Here is a 26,612-nt window from a genome sequence, read left to right on the forward strand (position 1 = left end):
GAATCAGTGGTTGTTGTGATAGAGGAACCTGAACAAACGCGTGATAAGTCGTGGTGGAAACGCCATCAACACCTGCTCACCAGCCAACCGCAATCTTCCCTTTGGCCCCATCGAATCTTTCCAATAAGCTCGCTTGACCCCAATCGTGCCGGCAATTTGGGCACGCAGTTTTTGGCTTTTGATTTGGCCGTTGTGAACACGATACTGCAACAACGTTTCCGGGACGTTATGAAGCTCAACGCCAGCCTTGTGAACACGGCTCCAAAGATCGTAATCCTCTGCGTACGGAAATGCGTCGCGATATCCTCCCAACGACTCCACCAGGCTTTTGCGGAACATTGCACCAGGATGAGCGATTGCATTGCGAAGCCGCATCGTTTGTACGATACGAGCCGCGCCAACCGGGTATGGCCGTTGGGCAACGACATCACCCGCCTCGTCAATGATTTCGAGTTGACACCCCACAACACCGCACTTCGCGTGGCCATCCAGGTAGGCGAGTTGCTGCTCCAACCGTTGCGGCTGACAACGGTCGTCTGCGTCAAGGCGCGCGACATAGGCAGCCTGACAGAGATCAAGCCCACGATTAAGTTGACTCACCAACGACGTTCGCGATTCGTTACCGACATAGCGGATTCTTGGATCCGCGAAGGTGCGAATCAACTCGCGGGCGTTTTGCTCCGACGGGTCTTCCACCACCACCAGTTCCCAATCCCGGATCGTTTGGCGCGCCAAGCTTTCGACTGCTTCGAAAACGTAGTCGTGCCGCGTATTCCAAATCGGCATCAAGACAGAAACGCGAGGCCGACTGGACGACATGAAAACAAATCCGATGATGGAATTCGGGGAAGCCGACTGGCGGACGCGGACGAACAACGTGGGCGCACGTTAGCGCGGACAGCGTCCTCCGAAAAGGGGCTTTCACAAGAAGATTGAATGAAGTTCAGTGCACGCAATTTCGAATCGAATGCAAGTTCCCATCCTCTTCCTGATTTTCAACCGGCCCAGCGTTACAGCCGAGGTTTTTCAACAAATCCGCGACGTTCGGCCACGGCAACTATTTGTCGCCGCTGACGGCCCACGTCCATGGAAACCTAGCGACCGCGAGCAATGCCAAGCTGCTCGCGAGATCACAGAATCAGTCGACTGGGACTGCGAGGTCAAACGGCTGTACCGCGACGAAAACCTTGGCTGCCAGGAGAATGTCCACACCGCGATCAACTGGTTCTTCCAATACGTTGACTTTGGGATCATCTTGGAAGACGACTGCCTGCCGGACCCTAGCTTCTTCAGATTCTGCGAAGAACTCGGTATCCGGTACGCTGACGATGCGCGGATCGGCGTGATCACCGGGAATAACTTCCAACGCGGTCAATCCCGGGGTTCAGCGAGCTACTACTATTCCAAGTACAACCACTGCTGGGGCTGGGCCACATGGCGGCGTGCGTGGCAAGCGTATGACCACGCGTTAATTTGCCCGAGGGGCAGGGTCGATGCAGACATCATCCGAGACTTTGCCGTCGGCCCGATGGAGGTTCGGTATTGGCAACGTATCTTCAAAGGGTGCCGTCGCGGACGAATCAATAGCTGGGCTTACCGGTGGACTTTTTCGGTCTGGAAAAACCAACTGCTAACCATCACACCACAAAAAAATCTGGTGCAAAACATTGGGTTTGGCAGCGCGGCAACTCACACCAAAGGAGACGACGCCGGCACACCTCGGCGTCATCCCATCGCCTTTCCGCTTGTTCATCCGCAAGAACTCGTCCAACATGCCGAAGCCGACCGCTTCTGTGCATACCACTGGTTTGGTATCGGTAATCCCATACGAATGCTTTGGGCGTGCGTTTATGGGGTATCGTCAATGATGCGATCGGTCCTGCGACGCTTCGGAATCGGTTGCCAAGGAGTCTGATACCTAAATGATTGATTTTTGGATTAATGCGATTCGCCAACGAAATCTTGAAGCGTTAGGCGTCGAAAGTTTTCGCATGCATCGATTGCGGCGAAAGCCACGCTGGACCGCCGGTGTGGTCAAGATGCGAGACGGAGAACTGCACTATGTTGACGGGGCTTCGGCTCAATCAGCTTGGCATGCGATCTACCAAGAACACCTCTATGATTTTCCGACCGCATCCCAATCGCCAGTGATCATCGACTGCGGTGCCAACATTGGACTGGCCGTCCGATACTGGCTTTCGCGATTCAACTCCCCAGTAATTACCGCAATCGAACCTGACCCGGCAATTTTTGCCGTCCTTGAACAGAACTGCGGGATGCGTCAGGGCGTAAAGTTGCTCCAAGCTGCCGTAGCAGAAACGGCCGGCACCGCCACCTTTCGCTCCAGCGGCGACGACGCCGGCCACCTTAACTTGGAACGAAAAGACGCGATTGGACCGAACGAAGTGACCGTGGAGACGATCCGGCTATCGGAGCTGATCCGGGAAATCGATCGTCCCATCGACTTTCTCAAGATCGACATCGAAGGTGCCGAAACGCTTGTGCTTAAAGAAGCTTCGCATGAACTAGGCCGCGTTCAAAATTTGTTCGTTGAATATCATGGGTATGAACATTCGTTGCCAACTCTACACGACCTTCTAACGACGATCTCGGACTGCGGCTTCCGCTATCACTTGGTTCCTGAACTTTGGTCGCGATCTCCGTTCCGCCAAATCCAGCCAGACGCCGGAATGGATCAACGAATCAATCTATGTGCGACGAGGGTTCGAAAATAACGACTCGCAATGCGGCCGGTCCACTGAAACGGCTGACGATCGTAAGACTGTCAGCTATTTTTATTTCTTACGACGCGAATCTCTTGAACTTGTTCCCCAGGTGGTCCGTAGTCAGTTCATTGCGGTTTGATTGTCCACCTTGAATTCTTTTCCGCGGGCGGTGGATGAATGCCAACTCCGATTTTCGTAGCGGCGACTACTCGCTGTGGCTATCGGTCTACTCATCTTTTCGCGGGAAAGTGGTTATGGACAATGAAACGGATCCAGCTGAGCCAAACGGTGGCGAGATACCCAAACCCGAATCGACGAGCGTCTCTTTTGCTCGTTTTCTTTACAACCAAAACCCGTTTTATCTGATCAGCTGCTTGTTGGTCATCTACGGCTGCCAAAGCTTCGCTGTTTCCGAAGGTGGGCTCACCGAAAAGACAACCACCATGGTCGGCGGACTGCTCGGATACAGCTTGCTGATGTCTGTCGTCTGTATCGGTGTCGTCAGACTGGCCAAGGTTTGGGATGACGCACGCTCGATTTTCATCGTCGTGATCATCAGCTTGATCGCAATGACGACCGGCTTCGATGAACTGTGTATCGGCTATCAATCGATCGCCCAACAGTTTGCCGGGGTGACCGCTTTTGCAATCCTGATCATTACCGAACTGACGCTTCGGCTTAGTCGGTTACGTTTGGGATTGTGGTACCGCTTGGCATATTACACGTACTTCAGTGCCTTGATCGCCGCGCCACTGTTGCTTGGCGATGCGGTTGCCAATCGCAACGACCCGCTGGCCAACTGGGGTTCAATGCTTTTCTCGATCGCGATCGGAATCAGCATGCTGGTGTTGCTGCCAGCTGTTCGAAACGGCGCAGCGTCGGCCAGGGACAGCGGAACGCCCTGGTCGTGGCCGCTGTATCCGCTGTCCGCATTCTTGGTCATGTATGTCTTGGCCGGAGTCCGTTCCCATGCGATCTGGATGTCATTTGGGTTCTATGGACGGGCCGGCACCTTCGAGCCGATTCTGCTGTTGCCTCTTTTCGCATCAGCACTGATCTTGATCACCGAATACGGATTGGCAACGAAACAAGAGTTCGTGCAACATTATGCGTTGGCGGCAACAACCGCTCTCATCGGCATTGGGCACTTCAACGAAGGACGCACCCTGCTGCCGATCCAAAGTGACTTGCATCACTATGTCGGTTCTGCGGCAACGCTGACAGGCCTGACTGTGTTTCTGATGTTTGGCTACTTTGCCGTTCGCCGTGTGCAGGGCGCAGGAATCGGGCTCCCGCTGGTACTCACGTGGATTGGAATGATGGCGCCGCTTCCACAAGTCGCCGTCAATGCCGGGCTCGAACGCTGGATGCTATTCGCGATGACAGGACTTTGGTGGGCGGTCTTGGCGTTACGATCATCTCGTCCAGATTGGATGTGGTTGCTGCATTCCGCGTCAATGACTGCGACCATCGTCTTGGCAGGACAGAGTGCCGGTTACCTTGATGAAGCCGCTGTCGCAGGTGTGGGTTACGCTACGATCGCACTGCTATGGATCGGCGGGTGCTACAGAACTCAACTGGCGCATAACCTGCGTTATGTGAGCGCAATCCTGGTTTCGTCGGAAGGCGTGGTCGCGATGTATCTAGCAACCATGGAACATCGGCCGGCGCTCACCTACGCAACACTTGCGATCGCGATTTTAGCGTTTGGCTATGCAATCTGGGTCCATCGCCAAGGCTGGGTACTGGTCTCGATCGCGAACCTTGCCCTATTCATCACTGTCGCCTCTTACCAGGGACACCAAAGCGGGCGTCTGTACCGAATCAACTGGCCAATCGCTGCCGGCATCTTGTCGCTTGGGGTGGGGCTCGCGATCACAACGGGAAAGACGGGTGCATATTCAACCCTTTCAACCAGACTCCGCGTTTCTCGTAGCGAAACATCGTCCGCTGGCAAGTTGCTGCCGGGATTTTGAGTCGCTGCAACGACGATCGCATTTAGTCAATACGAATCGAATCAGACTTTCCACAAGCTTGGTCGATTGGCAAGATAGTGTCGCAAGAGGCGATTCCATTGACGAGCGATCTCACCCGACGGGCCCACGATTCGATGCGACAACACTGGCAACTGAACCCGGAAATCGACTACCTCAACCACGGATCGTTTGGGGCCACTCCGACGATCGTTCAACAGGCTCGTATCGAACTGATCGAGCAACTTGAATGCGATCCCATCCGCTTCCTGGCCCCCGAACGCGAACTCGAACCAAAACTCGATTTGGTGCGTGACCGGCTCAGCGATCTGATCGGTTGTGATAGCGATTCACTGGTCTTCGTTCGCAATGCGACCGACGGAGTCAATGCTGTCGTACGTTCGCTGCCGCTGAAAGCCGGAGACGAGATCGTCATCACGGACCACGGATACAACGCATGCAATAACGCCGTCCGATTTGTGGCGGAACGCGCTGGCGTGACAGTTCGAGTCGCAAAGGTTCCTTTCCCAATCGAATCGCCAGAACAGGTCGTCGCTAGCATCGAGTCGGAACTGACAGATCGAACGCGGCTGCTGGTCGTCGACCATGTCACCAGCCCCACCGGACTCGTTTTTCCGCTGCAACGCCTGGTCCGGCTTGCACATTCCCGTGGGGCCAGAATCCTTGTAGACGGTGCACACGCCCCCGGCATGATTCCGCTGGACATGCAACATATTGGCGCCGACTATTACACCGCCAACCACCACAAATGGTTGTGTGCCCCCAAAGCTTCAGGCCTGATGTATGTGGATCGTAAGTGGCACGACGAAGTTCGCCCAACGGTGATCAGCCACGGTGCCAACAAACAAAATGACGGACGCAGCCGCTTGCTGGCCGAGTTCGACTGGCCGGGGACTTATGACGTGACGCCGATCCTGGCCGTTTCGAACGCCATCGATTTTCTGCAGTCGCTGTTGCCGGGTGGCCTGTCCGAATTGATGGCCCAGAACCGAGAAAATGCCCTCCAAGCTCGAACGATCCTTAACGATGCCTTGGACAGTGATCCCGCTGCTCCAGAGTCAATGATCGGCTCGCTCGCCGCAGTCACCCTGCCCCGCGAACGGTTCGCATCAGCGGGCGACCTCACGGTGTTTCAAAAGTACCTTTACGAAAAGCACAAGATCGAAGTACCAACATTCATGGGCCCGAATTCGACACCGATCTTGCGTGTCTCGATGCAGGCGTATAACGATCTGTCACAAATCGAACGCCTGGCAAATATCCTGAAGTCAACGTTCTAACGTGACGGTGCTCGCACTAACGTGACGGTGGTCCGGGACGGCGTGGAGTGTAAGTACAACAGTCCTGCGGACAGACATCATGCCAAGGGCCCAGTCCCCCGACGCATTCCTTTTCAACGCTCCCATCCAATCGCTCCTGAACCAACTTTCGAATCATGGAAACAAAACTTGGATGAACACCGGCCGTAGCGGCACGCTTCATTGAGATTCCACGCTCGTTGCAAAGCGTCGCCGCTTCATCGTCCAAGTCATAGAGAACTTCCATGTGATCGCTAATGAAACCGATCGGCACGATAACCAGATGCCGGATCTTTTTCTCACTGTCCATCGATTCGATTTCGTCACAAATGTCCGGCTCCAACCAAGGTTGCTGTGGGGGCCCACTACGACTTTGGTAAACCAGTTTCCAGTCGACCACTCCGGCCGAATCGGCGACCAATTGGCAAGCCTCCTTCAACTGCTTGACGTAGTCGCAATTGTCAGCCATCGACATCGGGATGCTATGCGCTGTGAATAGCACGGTTGTCTCGGATGCGTCCGAATTCAGTTCATTGATCGATTGCTTCACGCCATCGGCGACCGCATCGATAAAGCCGGGATGGTTGAATCCCATACGAACTTTCTCGACAACCGGCGCACCGCCACCGACCTGCTGCTGCGCATCGATGATGTTCTCGCGATACTGGCGACATCCGCTGTAGCTGCTGAACATGCTGGTAAAGAAAGCCAACGCCCGCTTTCGACCGTCGGCCTTCATTTGCTGGAGCACGTCAGGCAGCAACGGATTCCAGTTTCGATTCCCCCAGTAGATTGGCAAATCGACATCGTTCTGAGCGAATTCAGCTTTCAATGCGTCCAACAATTCCCGATTTTGGTCATTGATTGGACTCACACCGCCAAAGGTCTTGTAGTGTTCGGCGACTTCGAGCATCCGTTCACGCGGAACGTTCTTCCCGCGCAAGACATTCTCAAGAAATGGCATCACGTCCTCGGGTCCTTCGGGACCACCGAAGGACACGAGGAGAAACGAATCGTAGGGAAGTTCGTTGCCGGCTGGGGGCTGATCGGTCATAAGCGGATGTGGAGGCGTACGTGAGCATTTGGATCTTGCAGCCCTATTTTTAACAAGCGTCAATCTCGTCAAAAGGGGGCTCGGCAAGAACTCACCTCCGGCTGCCGACCTGAAACCGGGCCAACTTAGAACAACTGGACGCTACCTGCGGCTGCGGAGGCAGCCTGAGGCAACTTTCGCCATCGATGATCGTAGCCGACCTGCAACACAAACGTGACCCAAATGTTCCCCGCGGCGGTTTCCACTTTCAGATCAAGCTGATCTCCAGGCGAAGTCGTGCTATTGAGCAGGATTCCGCGAGAAGTCAAAGGAATCCCCAGATCAGTGCTGACGCCATAGTCCAAGAGGTTGTTTTTGAACCGCCCCAGCAATTGATTTCCGAGCTCCCCGATCCAATCCGAAGCCAGCTCCATATCCTGACCGCCCAGTTTTGCGATCACACACGCATGCGAGGTCAAACTGAGTGATCCAGACACACCGGGTCCGTCCAATCGCGTAAACGAAGCGATCGTTTCACAACCAGACGTTGGGCATTCGATGGTCTCGTTGAACACCGCTGCCAAGCTATCGCAGTTCGCGTGCTTGATCGTTACCTCGTCGCCCGAGTAGTACTCCAGTACCTCGGCGAGGGCGCTAAAGAGGCCCTCCGTGCAAACGTCTTTTGCCAGCTGATTCATGAAAGCCCCTGCCGCAGCATGTTGATGATTCGAGCTGTCGGGGCAAACAGCTTTGTAAGTGTCTTTGCGGCTGTTCGATCCGTTCCGGATGTCACTTCCGCCTGATAGCCGACCCTGGCCAACCGTCGCGCTCCTGAACGCAAAGCGGAGGCCGCTTTGCACGGGATATCAACTGACATCCCGGGTATCGGAGATAACAATGTTTGAATCTCGTCGTTGCTACAGTTTCCAAAATCATTGTTGCCCAACCAATCGACGCGAACGTCCGCTGACGAATGAAGGAACAACATCTGGAAAGTAGCCTATCTCACTCGGGCGATGCCTGAGAAATCTGGATTGGATGCAAACCCTTGGACGCCCGAGGCAGCGTCCAAAACAACTGACCGACACGGCGACTAAAGTTCCGTCCCATCGTCAACGGCGTAATACGCTGACATCTCCGACCACCACAATTGCAAGCGACGACGCATCTGCTCGACCACTTCCGGGTGCTCCTCAAACAAGTTCTTCGCCTCGCCGACATCGTCATCGAGGTCAAATAATTTCGCGGACGATCCGTCAACGTTCATCAGCAGTTTCCACTTTCCCTCACGCATGGCCAGATCAGGACTGATGTGCGATTCTTTCCCAGGCTTGATGCTGCCGTAAACGCCATATTCCCAGAAAATCGGTGAATCCCGTTGTATCGGTTTTCCGAGCCAAGCGGTCGACAGATCCTGGCCATCGACCGATTCGGGAGATTCCACGCCAACGATCGAAGCGATTGTTGGCAACACATCGATCGCGGCGACCACGGTCGAATCGTCAGTTTGACCAGCCGGTATCGTTCCGTTCCAGCGAACTAGAAATGGCATCCGAATCCCGCCCTCGAACAAACTCCATTTACGACCAAACAATGGCCCGGTAAATCCTGGCGGCTGATGCCCTGCTTTGTAGTAACGTGGCCAATCGGTCGGCCCATTGTCGCTGGTGAATACGACCAGCGTTTCCTTCTCAAGTCCAAGATCATCGATCTTGTCGAGTAGTCGCCCAACCTGGCGATCCATCTCGTCCAGCACAGCAAAAAAATCGATGTCAGGCGGATTGTCAGAACGTCCTTCCCACTTTGCCCGCTGCTCCTCGGCGGGCAGATGCACGTCATGAACATCATTTGGAAAGACGCGGACATAGAACGGACCGTCACGATGCTGATCAATAAACTCGATCGCGCGATCAACATACGTTTCGGTCGTTTTGTGCTTTGGCAAATCCAAAACTTCGCCGCGTCCGTGTTTCCAACTCAGCTCTTGATTCCCCGTTTTACTCCATAAGATCCGGTCCCCGAGCCCCTCGAATGCCACCAAGGACTCGTCAAATCCATAGGCTTGTGGGAGAGGAGCGTCTTTCACATCACGCCCACCGCCCATGTGCCACTTCCCGAAATGCGCCGTCGCGTAGCCTTTTTGTTTCAGCAACTTGGCGAGCGTTGTCACTTCGGGGTTCAACCAATCCGGCATCTTGCGCCGTTCGTTGGCAGCATGAGCAGCAAGGAACGAATGGATGCGGTGACGCTGCGGGTACTGGCCGGTGGTGAGTGCGACACGTGAGGCCGAACAAATTGGCGAGTTGACATAAAAGTTCGTGAACTTGGTCCCTTCCGCAGCCAACCGGTCGATATTCGGCGTCTTCATCGCAGGATTGCCGAAACAACTGGGGTCGGCAAAGCCCATGTCGTCAATGAAAATGACCACAACATTCGGCGGCTTTTTTGTTTCCGCAGACACGGCCGTGCCCACAATGAAGCTCACAAGCAACGTGGCAATAAGAGTGCGTGCAGAGCCCTGCATTACCGAGTTCAGTGCAAATCGAAGTGGCATACCAATGGTCGTGCTGTCGGAATGAAACGTTTCAGGTGACGAATGAACTATCAAAAACAAATCGTCTTCGTCTTTCTTGCCATCACCATCGCCGCCGCTTGGATCGCGGTCGGCGATCAGATCAGTTTGTCTAGTTTAGCCGAACGCGAAACACAACTACGCAACTTTCAAACCGACCACCCCCTGTTGGTGTATGGCGGCACGTTTCTTGTCTACGTCGTTGCCACAGGACTTTCGATCCCGGGTGCGGCACTGATGACGCTGGCGATCGGCTGGTATTTCGAGTTATTGGAAAGCGTCGTACTGGTCAGCTTCGCATCGACGGCGGGTGCCACCATCGCGTTCACCCTCAGCCGTTACTTGTTTCGTCAGTCGATCGAAGACCGCTTCGGTGAGCGACTCAAATCATTCAACGAATCGCTCGAACGCGAAGGCCCGTTTTATCTGTTCTCGCTGCGTCTGATCCCTGCCGTGCCGTTCTTTGTGATCAATGCAGTGATGGGCTTAACGCCGATCCGAACGCGAACATTCTGGTGGGTCAGTCAAATTGGGATGCTGCCCGGTACGATCGTCTATGTTTATGCCGGTTGGAGTGTTCCTGATTTGCAACAATTGGCTGACGAAGGTGTCTCGGCTGCGTTCGGTCCCGGTCAAATGACACAAATCGCGATCGCGTTCACATTGCTGGGGCTATTCCCACTGCTGGCACGCTGGCTGATCAAACGCCTCCATCGCACCACCTCACCGACGCAAGACCAGCCTAGCGAGGACGCCACATGAACGATCACGATAGCGAATTCGACCGAGAACTTCGCGACCAAGTTCATCCGCCGGATTGGCGCAACCCAACGCCCAAGGGTCCCTATCAATTGGTCGTCATTGGCGCCGGCACGGCCGGCCTAGTCGCCGCGGCCGGGGCAGCCGGACTTGGCGCGCGTGTCGCCCTGATCGAAAACGCGTTCATGGGCGGCGACTGCCTGAACTTCGGTTGCGTCCCGTCCAAAGCCCTCATCCGTTCGGCGCGAGTCGCGGCGACGGTTCGTGATGCAGATCGGTTTGGAATTCACGCTGCAGATTGGCAGACCGACTTTGCCGGTGTCATGCGGCGGATGCGAAAGTTGCGTGCGCAAATCAGTCCACATGATTCGGCCACAAGGTTCAGCAAACTTGGTGTCGACGTGTTCTTCGGCCAAGGGTCGTTTGTCGATGACGAATCGATCCATGTCCACACCGATGGTGGCGTCAACCGAGACGCCACATTGACGTTTCGCAGGGCCGTGATCGCCACCGGCGCTCGCGCCGCAGTGCCAAGCATCCCCGGCTTAAACACGATCGACTACTTGACCAACGAAACGCTGTTCTCGCTGACCGAGCTGCCGAATCGTCTTGGAATCATTGGCGCCGGTCCCATCGGATGCGAGATGTCACAAACCTTTTCTCGACTGGGATGCCAAGTTTCTTTGTTCGACCGCAATGATCGGGTCCTTCATCGTGAGGACGCTGCGGCCGCCGAAACGTTGACCGAACAATTGAAGCGTGATGGCATCCAACTGTGTCTTGGATCACGCGATCTTCGGGTCCAATCCCGCGGTGATGAAACGCATGTCGTCTCGGGATGCCCGGGTGGTCAAGAAACGGTGTCCGTCGATCGATTGTTGATCGCGTCAGGACGCACTCCGAATATCGAACGTTTGAACCTGAGTTCCGCTGGAATCACCAGCACTAAACATGGCATCAACACTAATGATTTCCTACAGACCACCAACCCGAACGTTTACGCTGCCGGTGATGTGTGCTCGAAATTGAAATTCACGCACGCTGCCGATTTCCAAGCACGCATCGTGATTCAAAATGCGTTGTTCGCGTTAGGGCCTTTCGGCAGGAAAAAGGCAAGTCAACTTTTGATCCCACGCGTCACGTACACGTCACCCGAAATCGCACAGGTCGGCATCACTGCGAAAGAAGCCGAAGCATCCGGCATTGGCATACAAACGTTTCATCAATCGCTCTCGGAAGTCGACCGCGCAATTTTAGATGGTGAATGTGAGGGATTCGTCACGATTCACGTTGCCAGAAAAAGCGATCAAATCTTGGGCGCTTCAGTTGTTGCCCAAAACGCTGGCGAGATGATTTCCGAAATCACCTTGGCAATGAACACCAAGGTCGGACTGTCTAAACTCGCTAATAATATCCACCCTTATCCGACGCAGTCAGACGCGATCCGAAAGCTGGGTGATCAGTGCAATCGCACCAAGCTCACGCCGCTGAACAAACGCCTCCTGTCATACTTGATGCGATGGAATGTTGGTCGCTAAGCTGACCATCAAGTCTTATCCCATCACAATGCTTTAGGAGCCTACTCTGCGATGTCGACACGTGCCGAAATCATGTTGCCCGAATTTGATCGTGAGATGCCACGGACTCGCAAAATCCTTGCCGCGATCCCGGCCGACAAAATGGACTGGCAACCCGACGACAAGCTGCACACGATCGGTTGGAACGCCAACCATATCGCCGACTGCGCTGGATGGACGAGTCACGTGATCGACTACCCCGAGTTCGACATCCAACCCAAGGATTGCGAGCAGCCAGCAACACCCGAGATGACCGATCCCGCCGAAGTGCTGGCGTTGTTCGACAAAAATATCGCGTCGGCTCGGGAAGCGATTGCAGGGGTATCGGACGAAGAATTGGCAAAGCCTTGGTCATTGTTGATGGGCGGGCAAACGCTGTTCACGATCACCAAAGAAGACTGCCTGCGAACCTGGGTTTTCAACCACCTTGTCCATCACCGCGGCATCCTCTCGATCTACCTAAGAATGGCCGGCATCGACTCAGTCTCCGTCTACGAAGCTTAAAAAAACTTCAGCGACAGGAAGGCAAGCGGCAAGGAATTCCACCAACCGCTATCACACTCCATCGCGAGCCGGGGACCTAATCGAAAAGCCACTTCAGTTCTGCTTGATAAACTCAATTAGCATCGCGGCGACTTCGTCATCCGGCTCGCTCATCAAGTTTGCGACGGTTCCATGGTCACGACCTTGAACCTCGACAAAGCGAATGTGTTGGTGGCCAGCGGCTTTCATTGCCGCGACGAAAAAGCGGTTCTCTTCCGACCGTACCGGTAAATCATTGCTGCCCGCGATACACAAAAACGGTGACGTGTCAGCCGTCACATGGTACGCCGGTGCCGCGTCATCGATCACTTGTCGTGGCCGTGGCACCTTTCGCTCCGAACGCACCGTCGAGTGCGTGACCATCTGGCCTGCGACCGGCATGTACCCGGCGATATCGGTTCGCTTGACACCGTGCCGCGACAACAGCTCTGGATTCAAACCAACCATCGCTGTCAAATAGCCGCCGGCCGAATGCCCCGAGACAAAGACTCGTTGACTCGCGCCGCCCAACGCTTCGACTTCACGGTAAACGAACGCGACTGCTGCGGCTGCATCTTCCACATACGCCGGATAGGTCGCCGCCGGAGAAAGCCGATAGTTGACCGAAGCGACCGCGATTCCGTCGGCTGCAAACCGCTTCGCAATCGCCACGTCGTGCTCACCGGCCTTGTGCCCGTTCTTCAGTCCCCCGCCATGGAACCAAACGATCGTTGGAAAATCCTTGCTGCCCACCGGCAAGTACCAATCCAGCTTGCAACGACTTTGCTCGGCGTCACTGACCGACCCGGTCTTGTACGGAACGTCTGACACGATCCGCACTTCGCTGGCTTTGCTGAGTTCATCCGCAAACGATGAGGGCACCGCGAAACACGGAATGACGGCAAGCAAGAGCACTGGCAAAAGCACAAATCGTATCTGGCGGTTGGTCATTGGTGGGATACTCTGAGGACGGAGAGGAACGGTCTGATCACCCGATAACTTAATGGATCGGACCGTCGCTTGCCCTTGCTTTTTGGTAGCCGGAAAGACAAGTTCTGAAACGCGATTTTCGACACGGCGACAATCCGGGGACGCGATGACCAAGTTCAGCTTAAAAGACCACCTCTTCAATCACGACAAAGTCTGCTATTTGGCAGATCTGTTCGTTGTCGCCGACGCGTCGTTCGATCGAGATCGCTTTGTCGAACAAGTCATGGCCAAGCTGACGGAGCTGGAACTGAAACAGCGGATCGCGCACATCGCAGAAGTCTTGAACGATTACTTGTCGCCCGATTTCAAAACGGCGGCCAAGCAAATCACTGCGGCACTGCCACCGCCATTGGACGAAACCCTGACCGACGACGACTTTGGCGATTTCATCTTCGCGCCGCTGGGTGAGTACGTTGTCCGCAACGGCGTCAGCAAAAAGCACTTGCGAGTTTCGCTGCGAACGTTGAAGGAAATCACGCAACGGTTTTCGATGGAAGACGCGATTCGTGCGTTCATCCGCGCCTACCCCGAAGAAACACTGACCGAACTCGAAAAGTGGTCGACCGATCGGAATTACCATGTGCGCCGGTTGGTCAGCGAAGGCACACGGCCATCGCTCCCTTGGTCAGGCAAGGTGCCCTTGGAGATCAGCACGGCAGTTCCACTGTTGGACACGCTGCACGCCGATGCGACACGCTACGTCACACGCAGTGTCGCCAACCACATGAACGACATCTCCAAAAAAGATCCGGAACTCGTTTTAGAAACGTTGGGACGGTGGAAGGACCAGCAGCGGCAGACCGCCAAAGAGCTAACCTGGATGGCCAAGCACTCGCTGCGAACGTTGGTCAAACAAGGGCACTCGCCGACGCTGCGTTTCTTGGGATACCGCCCCAGTCCCCAAATCGAAGTCCATCCGATCGAGTTGTCTCGACCGCAGTGGCGGCCTGGCGAGACGATGGAGTTTTCGTTCACGATCGAAGCGTCTCGCAAGGAACCGCTGATCGTTGACTATGTGATCGACTTTGTGAAATCCCACGGCGGCACCGCGGGAAAGGTTTTCAAAATCGGTGTGACAACGCTTGATCGTGGCAAATCAAAAACCTTCGCCAAACGGCACAAACTGCACGCGAATGCCACCACCTTCACGCTGTATCCGGGCACCCATCGCATCTCGGTTCAGGTCAACGGCAAAGTCTATCAGACGGTCGAATTCGAACTGGTCGCGTTCGAGTGATTGCGTGATTTGGGCGATGGCGGATGCGTTAAAAAATCGATCCGCTAAGATGTCGCATCTTTTCGCAAGCGACATTTTGAAACTCGCCGTCCGCCCCCAGCGGGGACTCCACGGCGAACTCGGCAGGAAGAATTGAACCGTGGCCTTATCTCCCGAAGAAGCACAGCAGCAAGCGACCCAGTGGATCCTTCGCCCCTCCGAGCAAGACGGCGGTGGCTTGACGTTTGACGAACGCGTGCAAGCGGAGCTGGCCAAGCGACTGGAGCAGGTTCCCGCACGGCTTCGCAAAATTTGCTTCGGGATGTTCGGACGCGATGCGAAAGGCCAGTACATCCATGACTGGGACAAGATCAACGAAGCCGAAGAGGCAGCACACCTGGCACTCGAAGAGTTGCCTGACAAAGACATCTACAAGCTAATTCGTGCGACCGCCGGCAATGCGGCTCCCTTGATCGAGACCGCTTGGCAGTGGCTCGAAACGACTTGCGAAAGCTATCACTACGAAAAGAAAACGATCCGTTCGTCCTCGCTTGGCCCGGCCGTTCAAATCCGCCGTGTGCTGTGGCTGAAAGCGATGATCGAATTGTGCGTCAGCTTCGAAGACGAAGTGTTGACGTTGCCGATGCTGGCCGTCTGGGCACCGTACCTGCAAACAGGTTACATCTCGCGAGAACAGCAACTCGGCCAAGTCATCGCCGCGAACTTGTCTGACGGCCACGAACAGTCTGAAGAAACACTCGAAGTCCTGCGCCAGATCGTTCACGAAGAACACGAAATCGGCGTGCTTGGCGATCACGTGTTTTATGGACTTTGGGCCGGCAATTGCGAAGAAGGCTGGGAACTGATCGAGCGTTTGCTGCTGACGACCGACGAGTCACACGAATCGCTTCGACAAGCGATTTTGGTCGCCGCGTTTGACGCTCACCCCGATGCCTTGGCTCGCCTGTTCGGCATGCTACACGAACAAGGCATGTCGCGTTACACCGCCGTCGTTCATGCGATGGACGAATGGTTGGGTTGGCACTGGTCGTTGCTGGCCCGGCAAAAGATCGTCGCCGGTCTGGAAACGCTCGCACGTTTCGTCGGCGACCCCGAAGACGCCACCGAATTTTTGACCGATCCGGGCCTGGACGCTGACCATGCGTCAGATGTTTACCTGGCACTGTGGGCGATCGGAGTTCGTTTGGTCGAAGACGCGTTGTCGGTCGCACAAACGCTGATTCAACACCCCAGTGCCGAAGTCCGCTATGCAACCGTTTGTTACTTGGCCTGGCTGGAATTCGCACCGGCGATCCCGCTGCTTGCCAGCGTCGTCAATGACGAAGACGAACGTGTCGCTTTGAAAGCCCTGCGCGGCATTGATGCTTTCGAATCGATCGACCCCAGTGAGCTTTGCCGCCACCTGAAGTTCGCCGATGTGGTTTCACTGTTCGAGCGTTTGCCGGTGAAGACACAGAAGTTCATGCCGATCGTTTGGCCATGGACCGAAACGAAGGCTCGTCGAATCGATATCACCGAAGCCTTGTTTTTGGCACTCGGCGATCAGCCACCGACAGCGCTTCTGCCACACCGCGCGGACCTTAGTCCCGAAGGCCGTGAAAAGCTCGCCCGACTGATCGTCCAAACCGACGATTGGTCCGAAGAAGCTCGTACCGCACTGGTCGAGATGGTTGGTGACCTGTCGCTGGATGTTCGCGAAGTCGCCACTCGGGCACTGCGTGCAAAGGGCATTCGCCGCGAAGAGCTGACACAGATTTGCGAGTTCCTTAAACGTAAGTCCGCCGACCTGCGAAACGAGATTCTGAAACTGTTCTTGGTCCAAGACGACGACACCGCCCTGGCGATCGCAAACGAACTATGCCTTGCCAAAAACAAGCAACAACGTTTGGCCGGTCTCGAATTGCTCCGCTGCTTGGCCAAAGAGAACCGCCAGCGAAGTGCTTGTGTCACGGCCGCCAGCCAGTTCCCCGAACACCACAAACGGCTAAGCAAAGACGAACAGTTGCAAATCAATGCGATCCTGAAAAGCTACAAACCGAAGCTGTCGCCTGACAACGGGTTTGGACTGCTTAATCCGAGCGGTCGCACCGCGGTGACGCAGCCGAAGAAAAACCGCCGTCAAACCATCAGCGCCGCTTCACGCAAGCTGCTGCATTCACTTGACGAATTGATCGACCAACATCGTGACACGCCGATTTCGTTTTTGCATGGTGCCCAGGATGTCACCGCCCCGCTGGCACAAGCCGAGGAAGCCTTCGTCGACCTTTGCGATGGAAAAGCACAAGCGGAAGTCCGCGCGAGACTTCCGCTCGCTGAACTGTGGGAATCCTGGTTCGAGAAACGCCCTAAGACGTTGATCGATAGTGACGGATTAGAAGTGATGCGTGCGTTGTTCTTGATGCAAAGCTGCGACGACGAAGAACGCGACGACATCATGCCGTTTCTGGAACAATCTGAATCACGACTCGAGCTCGTCAAAGTCATCGGGCAAGACACCAAGCCACCTACGCTGCGATACCCCGAACTGGTCCAAGCGATCTTGGAATACTTCTTGCTTCCTGTCGCCGAATCCGAGGTGCTGGACTACCTGATTGACGTCACTGAAAATGTAGCGGCCTCGATCCCGCAAGAAGACTTTGTCGGCTTCATTCCGCGTGGCAAGAATTACAGCAACCCGGACGACCAAGAAAGCGCTGATCCGTATGAGCAGTTGCGTACGAACGAATGGCTATGGCTTTGCAAAGTATTCTTGGAAGCCAAGGCCGCGGATCCGAATGTCACACCGACACCGGAACAATGGGATCGGATTTGGAAACTGCTTCGTTGGTGCGACGAGCCGACACCAGGCGCACGCCGTTTGCATTGTGATTTCTCCGTGACCGCGCGAGCTTACTTGGCCGGAGCGGCGACACTCGATGACGTAATCGACCAATTGGTCGGGCCGCGATCTGATAGCGATTCACAAGATGATTTTCCGTCGCTTGCCAAAGTGACCCAGCGAAAGCAAAACGAAACCCTGAGAGACTTTCGCAATCGGCCCGAGATTCATGAACTACTGAAGAAGATTCGTGCACAGCTGCTGGAGATCGAATTGCAACGTGGCGAATCGGAAACAACCGCAACGGGTGCGATCCGAGCGATTCGAAGTTTTCATGGTTCACAAACGCTGTTTCGCATCTTGACCGCGATCGGCGAAACGCCGCTGAAACGCGACCGCGGATCACGATCGAGCGGTCACAAACGCGCTGTCGTGCTGACCGAGCTTGCGGTCGCGACCTACCCACTGGTCAGCGATTTGCCAGGAACGTTTGCGACGCATTTCAAACAGGCAAAGTCCAAACGCCAACTGACCGAAGAACGCCTGATCGAGCTCAGCTCCATCGCGCCGCACTGGGCGGACTACGTTGACGCGGCACTTGAGACTGCCTGACAAACCTGGCGACATCACAAACAGGGGGGCGGCGAATTAGTTACACTGGCTCAACCGATGAACCTTTTCCCCGAGGGTGAACGATGTTGACCGTTTCCGGCAAAGCTTTGGGCCGGCGCAAGCCACTTTTCGATGACTTTTCAATCACTCCTCCTGCGGACCCTGGCGACGGCGGCACGACACTGGCGCAACTGATCGAATCGATCGTTCGCACCGAAGTCACCGCCTATGAAAAACGCCAGCGAGACCGCTCGCTGATCCGTGTGCTGTCCGAGCGACAGTTGGAACTCGCTACCGAAAGTGGCAAGATCGACCTCGGCGGAAACACTTCGACCGTCGACATCGATACCGAACAAGCGATTGCCGACGCGTTGCTCGCGTTTGAAGACGGCTTGTACTTGGTTCTGATCGATGATCAAGAACAAGAGTCGCTCGACGCACAGGTTTACCTGCTGCCGGACAGCCGAATCACCTTCATTCGCTTGACCATGTTGGCAGGAGGCTGAGCGATGGTGATGAAGTACGAGGACGCACAAAAGCATTTCGAGCAGTGGCTGATCGCACCAAGTTCACAACATGGCGATGACGGATCCTCCGACGAAGAAATTCAATCCGAACTTGATCGACGACTGAAAAAGGCCCCGGCAAAACTTCGGCGGCTCTGCTGGGCGCTCTACCAACGCGATGAAGCGGGCGATCGGATCAACGATTGGCAGGAGGCACGCATTCGACAAGATCAGGCGCAAGCGGAACTGAATCAGCTGTCGTCAAAGGACCTGAATAAACTGATCCGCACAGCAACCGGATCGGTCGCGCCGCTGATCGAAACGGCTTGGGATGCTCTGGCGAATCGCTGTGCTTGCGGTGAATACGAACAAAAGCCAGTCCGTTCAAAAACGATCACTCCGACGATGCAGGAGTCTCGTGCAACATGGCTGAGAGTCATGTTCGATCTTTGTGCGTGTTACAAAGACGAGGTCCTGACGCTACCGAACTTGGCGATTTGGGCGCCGTATCTCTATGTTGATTACGGCACCTCCGAAGAAGCGATCGGTTTCCTGTTGGCAGCCAACCTGTCGGCCGGACATCCGCAGGCTGACGAGACGTACGAAATTCTGCGTCAGATCGTCAACCAAGAGCACGAAATCGGTACGATCGGCGACCACGTCTTGCTTGGCCTCTGGGCATCCGACCGCAAAGACGGTTGGGAGCTCGTCGAACGTTTGCTGTTAGCCGCCAAACGCCAAGAAGGCTTGCGTCAATCGATCTTGCGAGTGGCTACCGATGCGCATCCAGACGCATTCGCCAGACTACTCGTGTTGCTGCACGAAAACGATTTGGCACGGTACAGCTCCGTCGTTCAAGCACTCGACGAATGGCTCGGGTGGCAATGGTCTGCGCTCGCAAAAAAACAGGTGCATGACTCGATCGCAACGCTTGCGAATTTCACCACCGACCCGGCTGCGGCAAAGTCGTTTCTGCGCCCCGACAAATTGACTTCCAAGAATGCTTCGGACGTGTACTTGGCTTTATGGACGATCAGTATTCGTTCGGTCGAAGACGCAATCGCCATCGCGGACACACTGATTAACCATTCGGCAACCGAAATTCGCTATGCGGTGGCAAGCTATCTCGCTTGGCTGTATTTGCCAGCCGGAATGCAAGTGTTGGTCAAAGCGATCTGCGACGAAGACGACCGGGTTGCATTAAAAGCGATCGAGTGGGTGGAGCCGTATTTCCTGACCGAAGACCCCGACTATACAAAGTACGTCGAACTGGAAGACGCCGAAGCGTTGTTCGAACGTCTGCCGGCGAAACCCAAAACGCTCGCCCCGATCGTTTGGCCATGGACCGAACGCAAAGCACGACAGTCGGATGCCACCGATGCGTTGTTCTTGGCGTTAGGCGATCAACCCGCGACACGCCTCTTAAAATACCTCCGTGATTTTGATGTACGGGGACGTGAAGCGTTGGCCGGGCAATTGGCCGAACTCAAACCGCGAACTGCGGATGCCCGCGACGCGTTGATTACCTTGGTTGGCGACGTGTCGATGGACGTCCGAGAAATCGCTGTCAACGCACTACTAAAAGACAAACTAACGAGTGAAGCACTCAATCAGCTGACCGGTTTCCTAAAACGCACCTCCGCAGATCTTCGAAGCTCGGTCATAGCGCTGCTGCTCGCACAAAACGACGCGACCGTTCTCGACGTAACACGCGAACTTTGTGACGCGAAGAACAAACCCCAGCGACTCGCCGGACTGGAACTGTTGCGTTGCCTTGCCGAAGGTGATCGGCAACGTGAAACCTGTGTGGCGATCGCAAACGATTTTGGCGGCAAACAAAAACGCATCGGCAAAGACGAGCAATCGCAACTGGACGCGATTCTGGTCAGCCACAAACCGGTGCTGTCGGTCGAAAACGGCTTTGGGCTGCTGGACGCCAGCCAACGAACTCCGGTTGTCGCCCCACGGAAAAACAAGTCGGTCGCAGTTTCCGCTGCCGCGCGAGCCATGATCAAGTCGCTCGACGATTTGGTTCACAAGCATCGCAAGGAGTCCATCACGTTCAAGGATTGGCGTGGGCGAGACGTGACAGCGCCGCTTGGCGAAGCCGATGATGCGTTTTCGGATAAGTGCGATGGCAAAACCGTGGAACAAGCACGAAAGCTGATTCCACTGCCAGAGATTTGGGAAGCTTGGTTCGAGAAACGGCCTAAGTCGATGACCGACTCGGACGGGCTAGAGGTGATGCGAGCGTTCTTTCTGTTGCTCAACGATGACGACTGGGACCGCAACGACATCATGCCCCTTCTCAAAAAGTCGGCCGCACGCAAATCATTGCTCAAATGCATTGGGCAAGACGTGCCACCGCCCAAGTTGCGTTTCCGCGAGCACGTCCAAGGAATCCTCGAGTACTTTTTGATCCCCGTCCCCGAATCCGACGTTTTGGATTACCTGCTGGATGTGACGGAGAACCTCGCCGCGTCGTTTCCCCAAGAGGATATCGCAGACTTTGCCAAACCCGGTGACGACGAAGAGGAGGAATTCGACGACCCTTCCTATATTTTGCGGCACAACGATTGGCTATGGCAGGGAAAGCGGTTTGTCGAAGCAAACGCAGTGGACGCCACCGTTCATCCGACCAAACAACAATGGACACGGATGTGGAATTTGATGCGATGGTTTGACGAGCCGATGCCGGGCCTTCTTCGCAATCGATGCCCTCTCGCCGTACTAGCTGGCGCGTATGGGGCTGGCGTGGCGAACTTGGCCGATGTGATCGATCACTTTGTTGGACCGCGCAACAATGACGATTCGAAATACAACTTTTCGTCTCTGGAAAGCATTTCGCAGCGCATTGTCGAAAAGGGCGTGCGACCGTTTGCCGAACGTGACGAAATTCGCAACCTCGTTGATTCGATCCGAACTCGTTTGCTGGAAATCGAATTGGCTCGCGGAGAATCGGCGACACCGGCAACCGGGGCCGTCCAAGCGATCGGATGTTTCTACGGCACCGAAACGCTGTTGTCGATCTTGCGTGAACTTGGCGATACCCCGCTGAAAAAAGACCGAAGCTGGCGAGCAAACGCTCACAAACGCAACGTCATCTTCACCGAACTGGTTCAAGCGACGTACCCATCCGCCGACGAAACGCCGGCCCAGTTTGGCAAGCTAATCAAACAAAAGGACAACCGCGGATTGTTGTCGCCGGAACGGCTGGTGGAGCTAAGTTTTCTGGCACCGCAATGGGCCGAGTTTGCGGCCGAAGCGTTGGGCTGGAAAGGATTTCTGGAGGCGTTTTATTGGTTCATGGCCCACATGCGCTATGTGTATGGCATGGACGAAGTCCTCGAAAATGAGAACGACGTTGATGATGATGACGACGACGTCGATGCAGACAATGAAACGTCGGAATACGAGAAACCACAAAAGCTGTCGGCGTGGGAGCGGCTCATTCGTCAGCGCACTCCACTGACCGAATCCGACCGCAATGACGGCGCGATCGACGTCCAGTGGTTCCATCAGGTGTATGCAGACATCACGCCCAAACAATGGCAGATGATGGCGAACGCGGCAAAGCTTGCCGCCACCCCCGCTGCCGCGAAACGGGCGCAGCTGATCTCCGACGTTTTACTCGGCAAAGCGTCCAAACAATCCTTGGTTGAAGGAATCGAAAAGAAAAACCTCAAGGAAAACGTCCGCCTGTTAGGCCTGCTTCCATTGGCCAAAGGGAAGGCTGCGGCGAACGACTTACTGGATCGATACAGCGTGATGCAGGCCTATCACAAGTATGCCAAAACACTGGGATCGATGTCGCGTCCCGAAGCGCTGCGTTCGGTCGAGATTGGAATGCAAAACTTGGCAAACACCGCCGGCTATCCTGACCCGATGCGTTTGCAATGGGCTCTCGAAGCCGAGAGCACGCAGGACTTGGCCGCGGGGCCTGTGATCGCCACAAAAGACGACGTCGAGCTATCGCTGGAAATCAACTCTGATGCCGAGCCAGAATTGACGATCCGTCGAGGTGACAAAACGTTAAAAAGCGTGCCGACGAAGCTGCGCAAACACAATGAATTCGTCGAACTTCGTGAACGGGCCAAATCGTTACGAACACAGTCGTCACGAATGAACGCGTCGCTGGAACAATCCATGTGCCGCTGCGATGTGATCCGCGGATCAGAATTGGCCGAGCTAGCCAATCACGCCTTGATGTGGCCCAAGATCCAACGACTCGTTTTGATCGGCGAAGGCATCATGGGCTATCCCGACAAAGGCGGCAAAGCCTTGCGAGATCATGCCGGCAAATTGGAGCCGGTCAAGAAAACGGAATCGTTGCGCATCGCCCATCCATATGACTTACTGAAAAGCCGCCAGTGGACCAAGTGGCAACAAGACTGTTTCACTGGTGAACGGATCCAACCTTTCAAGCAAGTTTTCCGCGAGTTGTACGTCATCACGGCGCAAGAGAAGAAGGACAAGGAACACTCGCTTCGTTACGCCGCCCATCAAGTCAATCCACGTCAAGCCAACCGTCTATGGGCCAGCCGCGACTGGACGATGGACGAATACGACGATGTCTTCAAAACGTTCTATCAGGAAAAGTTACGTGTCGAGGTGTCGTTCAATCACGGTATCACGACGCCGCTGCAGTACGAAGGCCTGACGATTGAAGCGGTCACGTTTTATGACCTGACCACAGGGAAACGCGTTCCGCTGACCAAGGTGCCTCCGGTGATCTTTAGCGAAGTGATGCGTGACATGGACTTGGTCGTCAGCGTTGCACATGTTGGCGAAGTCGATCCCGAAGCCACCGCATCCACTGTCGAACTTCGACAACAACTGGTCAAAGAGACGTGTCGGTTGCTGAAGCTGAAAAATGTGAAGGTACAGGATTCTCACGCAGTCATCGAAGGCAAACTCGGCGACTACAGCGTGCACCTGGGAAGTGCCGTCGTGCATCGCATCCCTGGCAGCAGCGTTTGTATCGTTCCCGTGCATTCTCAGCATCGTGGCAAACTGTTCCTGCCGTTCGCCGACAACGACCCTCGAACGGCCGAAGTCGTTTCGAAAGTCTTGCTGCTTGCCAAAGATGACGAAATCCAGGACCCAATCATCCTGGATCAACTTCGTGACATGGCAAAGTAGCCAAAGCGGCTCAATCGTTTCTCATCCAGCTTTCAACGAAACGGCAAAAGTGCCAATGGCCTATCACCTACGTCGCGTCACACGGACTTGGGGCGCACTGACATGCATGTGCTGCATCGGATTCATTTTGATTGGCGAGCGTCCAGCAAAATCGCAAGAGTTGCTGGCCTATCACTTGCACCGAATTGCTGATGGCGAAATCCCATTGCAAGATTGGTACCCGGATCAACGGCCAGCACTACACGAGCAAACCGATCTGATGAGATCGATTCTTGATCAGCTGGACCAGATTGATGAAGACGCGATCCACGAGATCAATCTTGCCTATGCGAATCGAATCATTTTGATCAGTGGCCATCAGGCCCCAAAATCGCTCGAACGCATCGAAACGGTGTGCGATAAACACCAGGCATTCACCGATTTGGTGAACCAAATCAAGTGGGCAGAAACTCCTGATCAAGGAGTCTCTTTCGACATTGAGCACCAAAGCCGCAAGTTTCAGGCGATGGTCTATCTGATCAATCTAAGGACCTTGCTCGAGTACAAGAACGGCAGGACCGACGATGCCTCCAAAACGTTGGCGAGCGGGTTCGCATTTGCACACAACTTGATGCGAACCAACAACGACATCAACCTGCTCGTCGGATACATGTATCAAACCGTTTTGCTGAATGCCGTCGCCGACCTGCAATCGATGGGCTCACCATACATGACTGGTGTGACAGATCGACTGAACAAAAGCTTGGTCACACGCCATACGGTTGACCAAATCCTATGGAGCGTCACCTGCAGCGACCTACCGATTTTGAGCGATCGGCCACGGCAACCGGACGAATGGGTCCGTGATGTCCGTGCCCTCTTTCGAACTTTCAAACAAACGTCGCGAGCCCCAAAATCGCCCGAACAAGCCGAACTGCTCGGACGCCAATTTCAATCGCTAATTTTGGTCGGTCAAAATTTCAAATCGCTGAGTGAACCGATCCAATACGTTTATGGCGGAACGGAAAACGCCGCACCAGCGTTATCAAAACACCTTCTCGACATCCAACAGTTAATCGTCCTACCGGTGTTTGCGAAGTACGTCGAAACCAGACTTGACCGCACCTTCCTCTCACGAGCTCGTGCACGAGTGACTGCAAGGCTGGTCGCAATTGAATGCGTCGAACAAATTCGCCGACAGTCACAAGCACAAGGCGGATGGCTGACACAACTCGAAGCTGACTTCCAGGCATCGATCCCGTTTGCTTCTGGCGAAAACTGGAAACCCGAGGTCACCGTGATCGAAAGTTTCAACGGCTTTCCCGCATATGAAATTCAATTCCCCCAACACAGTTCGCTGGCTTGGTTCACCGAATCGCCAATGGAACCGCTTGCCGTGTCAGTCAATGTCGCAGAGGAACTCTCACGATGAATCGTTCATTCAAAAAATCGTTCGCCGGACGAAAGCGATTGGCGTCGACCTTTGTTGACATGCTTGCCGGCCTGGCGATGTCGGCAACCCTTGTTTCGTTGGTCGCAATCGACCTGCAATCAAGACGCGAAACGGCACGGAATAGCCAGTGCCAAAACAACTTGCGAAACATTGGAATCGCGATCTTCAGTTACCACCGAACCTATCAACACTTTCCGATCCATGGCACCGGAACCCATCAGGAATCATCCGGTACGGCTGGTCACGGTGACGCCGGCAGCAGGGGTGTCGGCGGCCAGGGCGGAGGAAACAACGGCAAGCAACTCAGTATGTTTGTCGGAATTTTGCCGTTTATGGGCCAGCAAGACCTTTGGGATCAGATCAGCCAACGCTCGTCCGATACGGTCCATGGCAAACTTGCCGAAGACGCCTACTGGCCAGCAATGGGGCCTGCGACGAGCCAACGAAACTATCTCCCCTGGATCACCGATCTGTCACTATTGCGATGCCCGACGGATCCTCGCACTGGCGAAATCACGGGGCGCACGAATTACGCGGCTTGCCTCGGGGACGCAATCGATGCGCAGATGGACTCGGCACTTCGCTTTGATCCTATGACCGCATCGTGGAACGTCGATCCGCAGATGGCGGATCGGGTTCGCGCTGCCGCACGAGGGGCATTTGTCTTTCGCGAACGAATGTCATTTGCGGACATCAGTGACGGCCTTTCCAACACGCTCCTCATCGGCGAGATAGCGACCAGCTTGGTGATCGCGACTGCCGAACGACACCCGCTTTACGACTTGGTGCGACATCGGACAACGTGCCCCTACACGGCGGACTGTTTGATTCGTCAGCCGAAGCAATGATGTTTCTTGATCCGCAGCGACCGCGCTATTGGCTTCCCAACGATTCACCGCGAGCTCCCGTCATTCCCACCGCTGTCGACCGCCATCGCGGAATGCGGTGGGCAGATGCGGCGACGGTATTCTCGGGCTTCAACACGATCAGACCGCCAAACAGCACGATCGCTGTCGCGGGAGATGACATCCGCAACCCAACCATTGCGTCAGTGAGCAGCCATCATCATGGCGGCGCCCACGTGCTGCGATGTGACGGATCAACCGACTTCTTCGCCAACTCGGTAGAAGCGGGAGACGCTTGGGGCGGCAGCGTCCGGCTTGGAATGACGGGGCCCTTGTCACCGGGTAGCCCCAGCCCCTTCGGTTACTGGGGAGCGATGGGAACACGAGCGGCAAACGACAGTGATTCTCCACCGCTTTGAAACAGATCTCGGGCGAACATCGAAACGCTACAAGAGCATGCGTGTGAGCTTCGCGACGTGCGGTGAGGCACGAATCCTCAAAAAGATTAATTGACACCTCGCGAGATCACGATATATTAAATCAGAGGTC

Annotated in this window: 19 protein-coding genes; 14 read left to right on the forward strand and 5 right to left on the reverse strand. The window is 55.1% G+C overall.

Translation table 11 applies throughout. The features are described 5' to 3' along the window. Positions 1-3: 3 nt before the first annotated feature. Positions 4-819: a glycosyltransferase gene (locus CGZ80_RS04930; protein ID WP_094411969.1), complete on the reverse strand. Its 816-nt coding sequence runs from the start codon at positions 817-819 to the stop codon at positions 4-6. A gap of 148 nt (positions 820-967) precedes the next feature. Here CGZ80_RS04930 and CGZ80_RS04935 point away from each other — a divergent pair, with 148 nt between their 5' ends. The 4 genes from CGZ80_RS04935 (at position 968) to CGZ80_RS04950 (ending at position 6,000) form a co-directional block, all read left to right on the forward strand. Next, positions 968-1,915 carry a hypothetical protein gene (locus CGZ80_RS04935; RefSeq protein WP_094411971.1) on the forward strand — a complete coding sequence of 316 codons (948 nt, stop codon included), beginning with the start codon at positions 968-970 and terminating at the stop codon, positions 1,913-1,915. Between the two features lie 7 nt (positions 1,916-1,922). Further along, entirely contained in the window at positions 1,923-2,735 is an 813-nt protein-coding gene (locus tag CGZ80_RS04940; protein ID WP_094411973.1) for an FkbM family methyltransferase, read from the forward strand. Positions 2,736-2,980: 245 nt separating this feature from the next. Then, positions 2,981-4,702 carry a hypothetical protein gene (locus CGZ80_RS04945; RefSeq protein ID WP_143543747.1) on the forward strand — a complete coding sequence of 574 codons (1,722 nt, stop codon included), beginning with the start codon at positions 2,981-2,983 and terminating at the stop codon, positions 4,700-4,702. A 134-nt stretch (positions 4,703-4,836) separates the two neighbouring features. Further along, complete coding sequence (locus tag CGZ80_RS04950) at positions 4,837-6,000, forward strand: aminotransferase class V-fold PLP-dependent enzyme (RefSeq protein ID WP_094412115.1); 1,164 nt, start codon at positions 4,837-4,839, stop codon at positions 5,998-6,000. 16 nt (positions 6,001-6,016) lie between these two features. On the opposite strand, the gene CGZ80_RS04955 is transcribed toward CGZ80_RS04950, so the two are convergent. The 3 genes from CGZ80_RS04955 to CGZ80_RS04970 form a co-directional block, all read right to left on the reverse strand. Beyond that, positions 6,017-7,072 (reverse strand): ferrochelatase, encoded by a 1,056-nt coding sequence (locus tag CGZ80_RS04955; protein WP_094411977.1) that lies wholly within the window; start codon positions 7,070-7,072, stop codon positions 6,017-6,019. A gap of 125 nt (positions 7,073-7,197) precedes the next feature. Further along, entirely contained in the window at positions 7,198-7,749 is a 552-nt protein-coding gene (locus CGZ80_RS04960) for a hypothetical protein (RefSeq protein WP_094411980.1), read from the reverse strand. Positions 7,750-8,144: 395 nt separating this feature from the next. After that, the gene (locus CGZ80_RS04970; RefSeq protein ID WP_158222559.1) at positions 8,145-9,512 is read right to left on the reverse strand and encodes a sulfatase-like hydrolase/transferase; all 1,368 of its coding nucleotides are present in this window, start codon (positions 9,510-9,512) and stop codon (positions 8,145-8,147) included. Between the two features lie 135 nt (positions 9,513-9,647). Between CGZ80_RS04970 and CGZ80_RS04975 the strand changes: the two genes are divergently transcribed. The 3 genes from CGZ80_RS04975 to CGZ80_RS04985 are packed head-to-tail and all read left to right on the forward strand — an operon-like array spanning position 9,648 to position 12,463. Beyond that, complete coding sequence (locus tag CGZ80_RS04975; RefSeq protein ID WP_094411985.1) at positions 9,648-10,385, forward strand: TVP38/TMEM64 family protein; 738 nt, start codon at positions 9,648-9,650, stop codon at positions 10,383-10,385. Continuing rightward, positions 10,382-11,920 carry a mercuric reductase gene (locus CGZ80_RS04980; protein WP_094411987.1) on the forward strand — a complete coding sequence of 513 codons (1,539 nt, stop codon included), beginning with the start codon at positions 10,382-10,384 and terminating at the stop codon, positions 11,918-11,920. Before CGZ80_RS04975 ends, CGZ80_RS04980 begins: the two co-directional genes overlap by 4 nt. A gap of 51 nt (positions 11,921-11,971) precedes the next feature. Continuing rightward, positions 11,972-12,463: a DinB family protein gene (locus CGZ80_RS04985; RefSeq protein WP_094411989.1), complete on the forward strand. Its 492-nt coding sequence runs from the start codon at positions 11,972-11,974 to the stop codon at positions 12,461-12,463. A 93-nt stretch (positions 12,464-12,556) separates the two neighbouring features. Here the strand turns inward: CGZ80_RS04985 and CGZ80_RS04990 are convergent, their stop codons facing one another. After that, positions 12,557-13,432, reverse strand: a complete 876-nt coding sequence (locus tag CGZ80_RS04990; protein WP_143543748.1) for an alpha/beta hydrolase — start codon at positions 13,430-13,432, stop codon at positions 12,557-12,559. Positions 13,433-13,577: 145 nt separating this feature from the next. On the opposite strand from CGZ80_RS04990, the gene CGZ80_RS04995 reads away from it, so the two are divergent. From CGZ80_RS04995 to CGZ80_RS05025, 7 genes are all read left to right on the forward strand, one after another. Next, entirely contained in the window at positions 13,578-14,708 is a 1,131-nt protein-coding gene (locus CGZ80_RS04995) for a hypothetical protein (protein ID WP_094411993.1), read from the forward strand. A gap of 139 nt (positions 14,709-14,847) precedes the next feature. Next, complete coding sequence (locus CGZ80_RS05000; RefSeq protein WP_094411995.1) at positions 14,848-18,138, forward strand: DUF5724 domain-containing protein; 3,291 nt, start codon at positions 14,848-14,850, stop codon at positions 18,136-18,138. Between the two features lie 83 nt (positions 18,139-18,221). Next, positions 18,222-18,644 (forward strand): hypothetical protein, encoded by a 423-nt coding sequence (locus tag CGZ80_RS05005; RefSeq protein ID WP_094411998.1) that lies wholly within the window; start codon positions 18,222-18,224, stop codon positions 18,642-18,644. Positions 18,645-18,647: 3 nt separating this feature from the next. Next, positions 18,648-23,786, forward strand: coding sequence for a DUF5724 domain-containing protein (locus CGZ80_RS05010; RefSeq protein WP_094412000.1), 5,139 nt, complete (start codon positions 18,648-18,650; stop codon positions 23,784-23,786). Beyond that, positions 23,770-25,197 carry a hypothetical protein gene (locus CGZ80_RS05015; RefSeq protein WP_094412002.1) on the forward strand — a complete coding sequence of 476 codons (1,428 nt, stop codon included), beginning with the start codon at positions 23,770-23,772 and terminating at the stop codon, positions 25,195-25,197. Before CGZ80_RS05010 ends, CGZ80_RS05015 begins: the two co-directional genes overlap by 17 nt. Then, positions 25,194-26,066, forward strand: a complete 873-nt coding sequence (locus tag CGZ80_RS05020) for a DUF1559 domain-containing protein (protein WP_094412004.1) — start codon at positions 25,194-25,196, stop codon at positions 26,064-26,066. Before CGZ80_RS05015 ends, CGZ80_RS05020 begins: the two co-directional genes overlap by 4 nt. After that, on the forward strand, positions 26,063-26,482 hold the full coding sequence (locus tag CGZ80_RS05025) for a DUF1559 domain-containing protein (protein WP_094412006.1): 420 nt from the start codon (positions 26,063-26,065) through the stop codon (positions 26,480-26,482). The genes CGZ80_RS05020 and CGZ80_RS05025 overlap by 4 nt, the downstream gene beginning before the upstream one ends. Positions 26,483-26,612: the final 130 nt, after the last annotated feature.

It is taken from the genome of Rhodopirellula sp. MGV (assembly GCF_002251265.1).
Lineage (GTDB): Bacteria > Planctomycetota > Planctomycetia > Pirellulales > Pirellulaceae > Stieleria > Stieleria baltica_A.

Coding starts and splice junctions, on each gene's coding strand:
- CGZ80_RS04985 (WP_094411989.1), top strand. CDS start 11,972: ATGTCGACACGTGCCGAAATCATGTTGCCCGAATTTGATCGTGAGATG.
- CGZ80_RS04930 (WP_094411969.1), bottom strand. CDS start 819: ATGTCGTCCAGTCGGCCTCGCGTTTCTGTCTTGATGCCGATTTGGAAT.
- CGZ80_RS04960 (WP_094411980.1), bottom strand. CDS start 7,749: ATGAATCAGCTGGCAAAAGACGTTTGCACGGAGGGCCTCTTTAGCGCC.
- CGZ80_RS05025 (WP_094412006.1), top strand. CDS start 26,063: ATGATGTTTCTTGATCCGCAGCGACCGCGCTATTGGCTTCCCAACGAT.
- CGZ80_RS04935 (WP_094411971.1), top strand. CDS start 968: ATGCAAGTTCCCATCCTCTTCCTGATTTTCAACCGGCCCAGCGTTACA.
- CGZ80_RS05020 (WP_094412004.1), top strand. CDS start 25,194: ATGAATCGTTCATTCAAAAAATCGTTCGCCGGACGAAAGCGATTGGCG.
- CGZ80_RS04955 (WP_094411977.1), bottom strand. CDS start 7,072: ATGACCGATCAGCCCCCAGCCGGCAACGAACTTCCCTACGATTCGTTT.
- CGZ80_RS04980 (WP_094411987.1), top strand. CDS start 10,382: ATGAACGATCACGATAGCGAATTCGACCGAGAACTTCGCGACCAAGTT.
- CGZ80_RS05005 (WP_094411998.1), top strand. CDS start 18,222: ATGTTGACCGTTTCCGGCAAAGCTTTGGGCCGGCGCAAGCCACTTTTC.
- CGZ80_RS05010 (WP_094412000.1), top strand. CDS start 18,648: ATGGTGATGAAGTACGAGGACGCACAAAAGCATTTCGAGCAGTGGCTG.
- CGZ80_RS04990 (WP_143543748.1), bottom strand. CDS start 13,432: ATGACCAACCGCCAGATACGATTTGTGCTTTTGCCAGTGCTCTTGCTT.
- CGZ80_RS04945 (WP_143543747.1), top strand. CDS start 2,981: ATGGACAATGAAACGGATCCAGCTGAGCCAAACGGTGGCGAGATACCC.
- CGZ80_RS04940 (WP_094411973.1), top strand. CDS start 1,923: ATGATTGATTTTTGGATTAATGCGATTCGCCAACGAAATCTTGAAGCG.
- CGZ80_RS04950 (WP_094412115.1), top strand. CDS start 4,837: ATGCGACAACACTGGCAACTGAACCCGGAAATCGACTACCTCAACCAC.
- CGZ80_RS04995 (WP_094411993.1), top strand. CDS start 13,578: ATGACCAAGTTCAGCTTAAAAGACCACCTCTTCAATCACGACAAAGTC.
- CGZ80_RS04975 (WP_094411985.1), top strand. CDS start 9,648: ATGAACTATCAAAAACAAATCGTCTTCGTCTTTCTTGCCATCACCATC.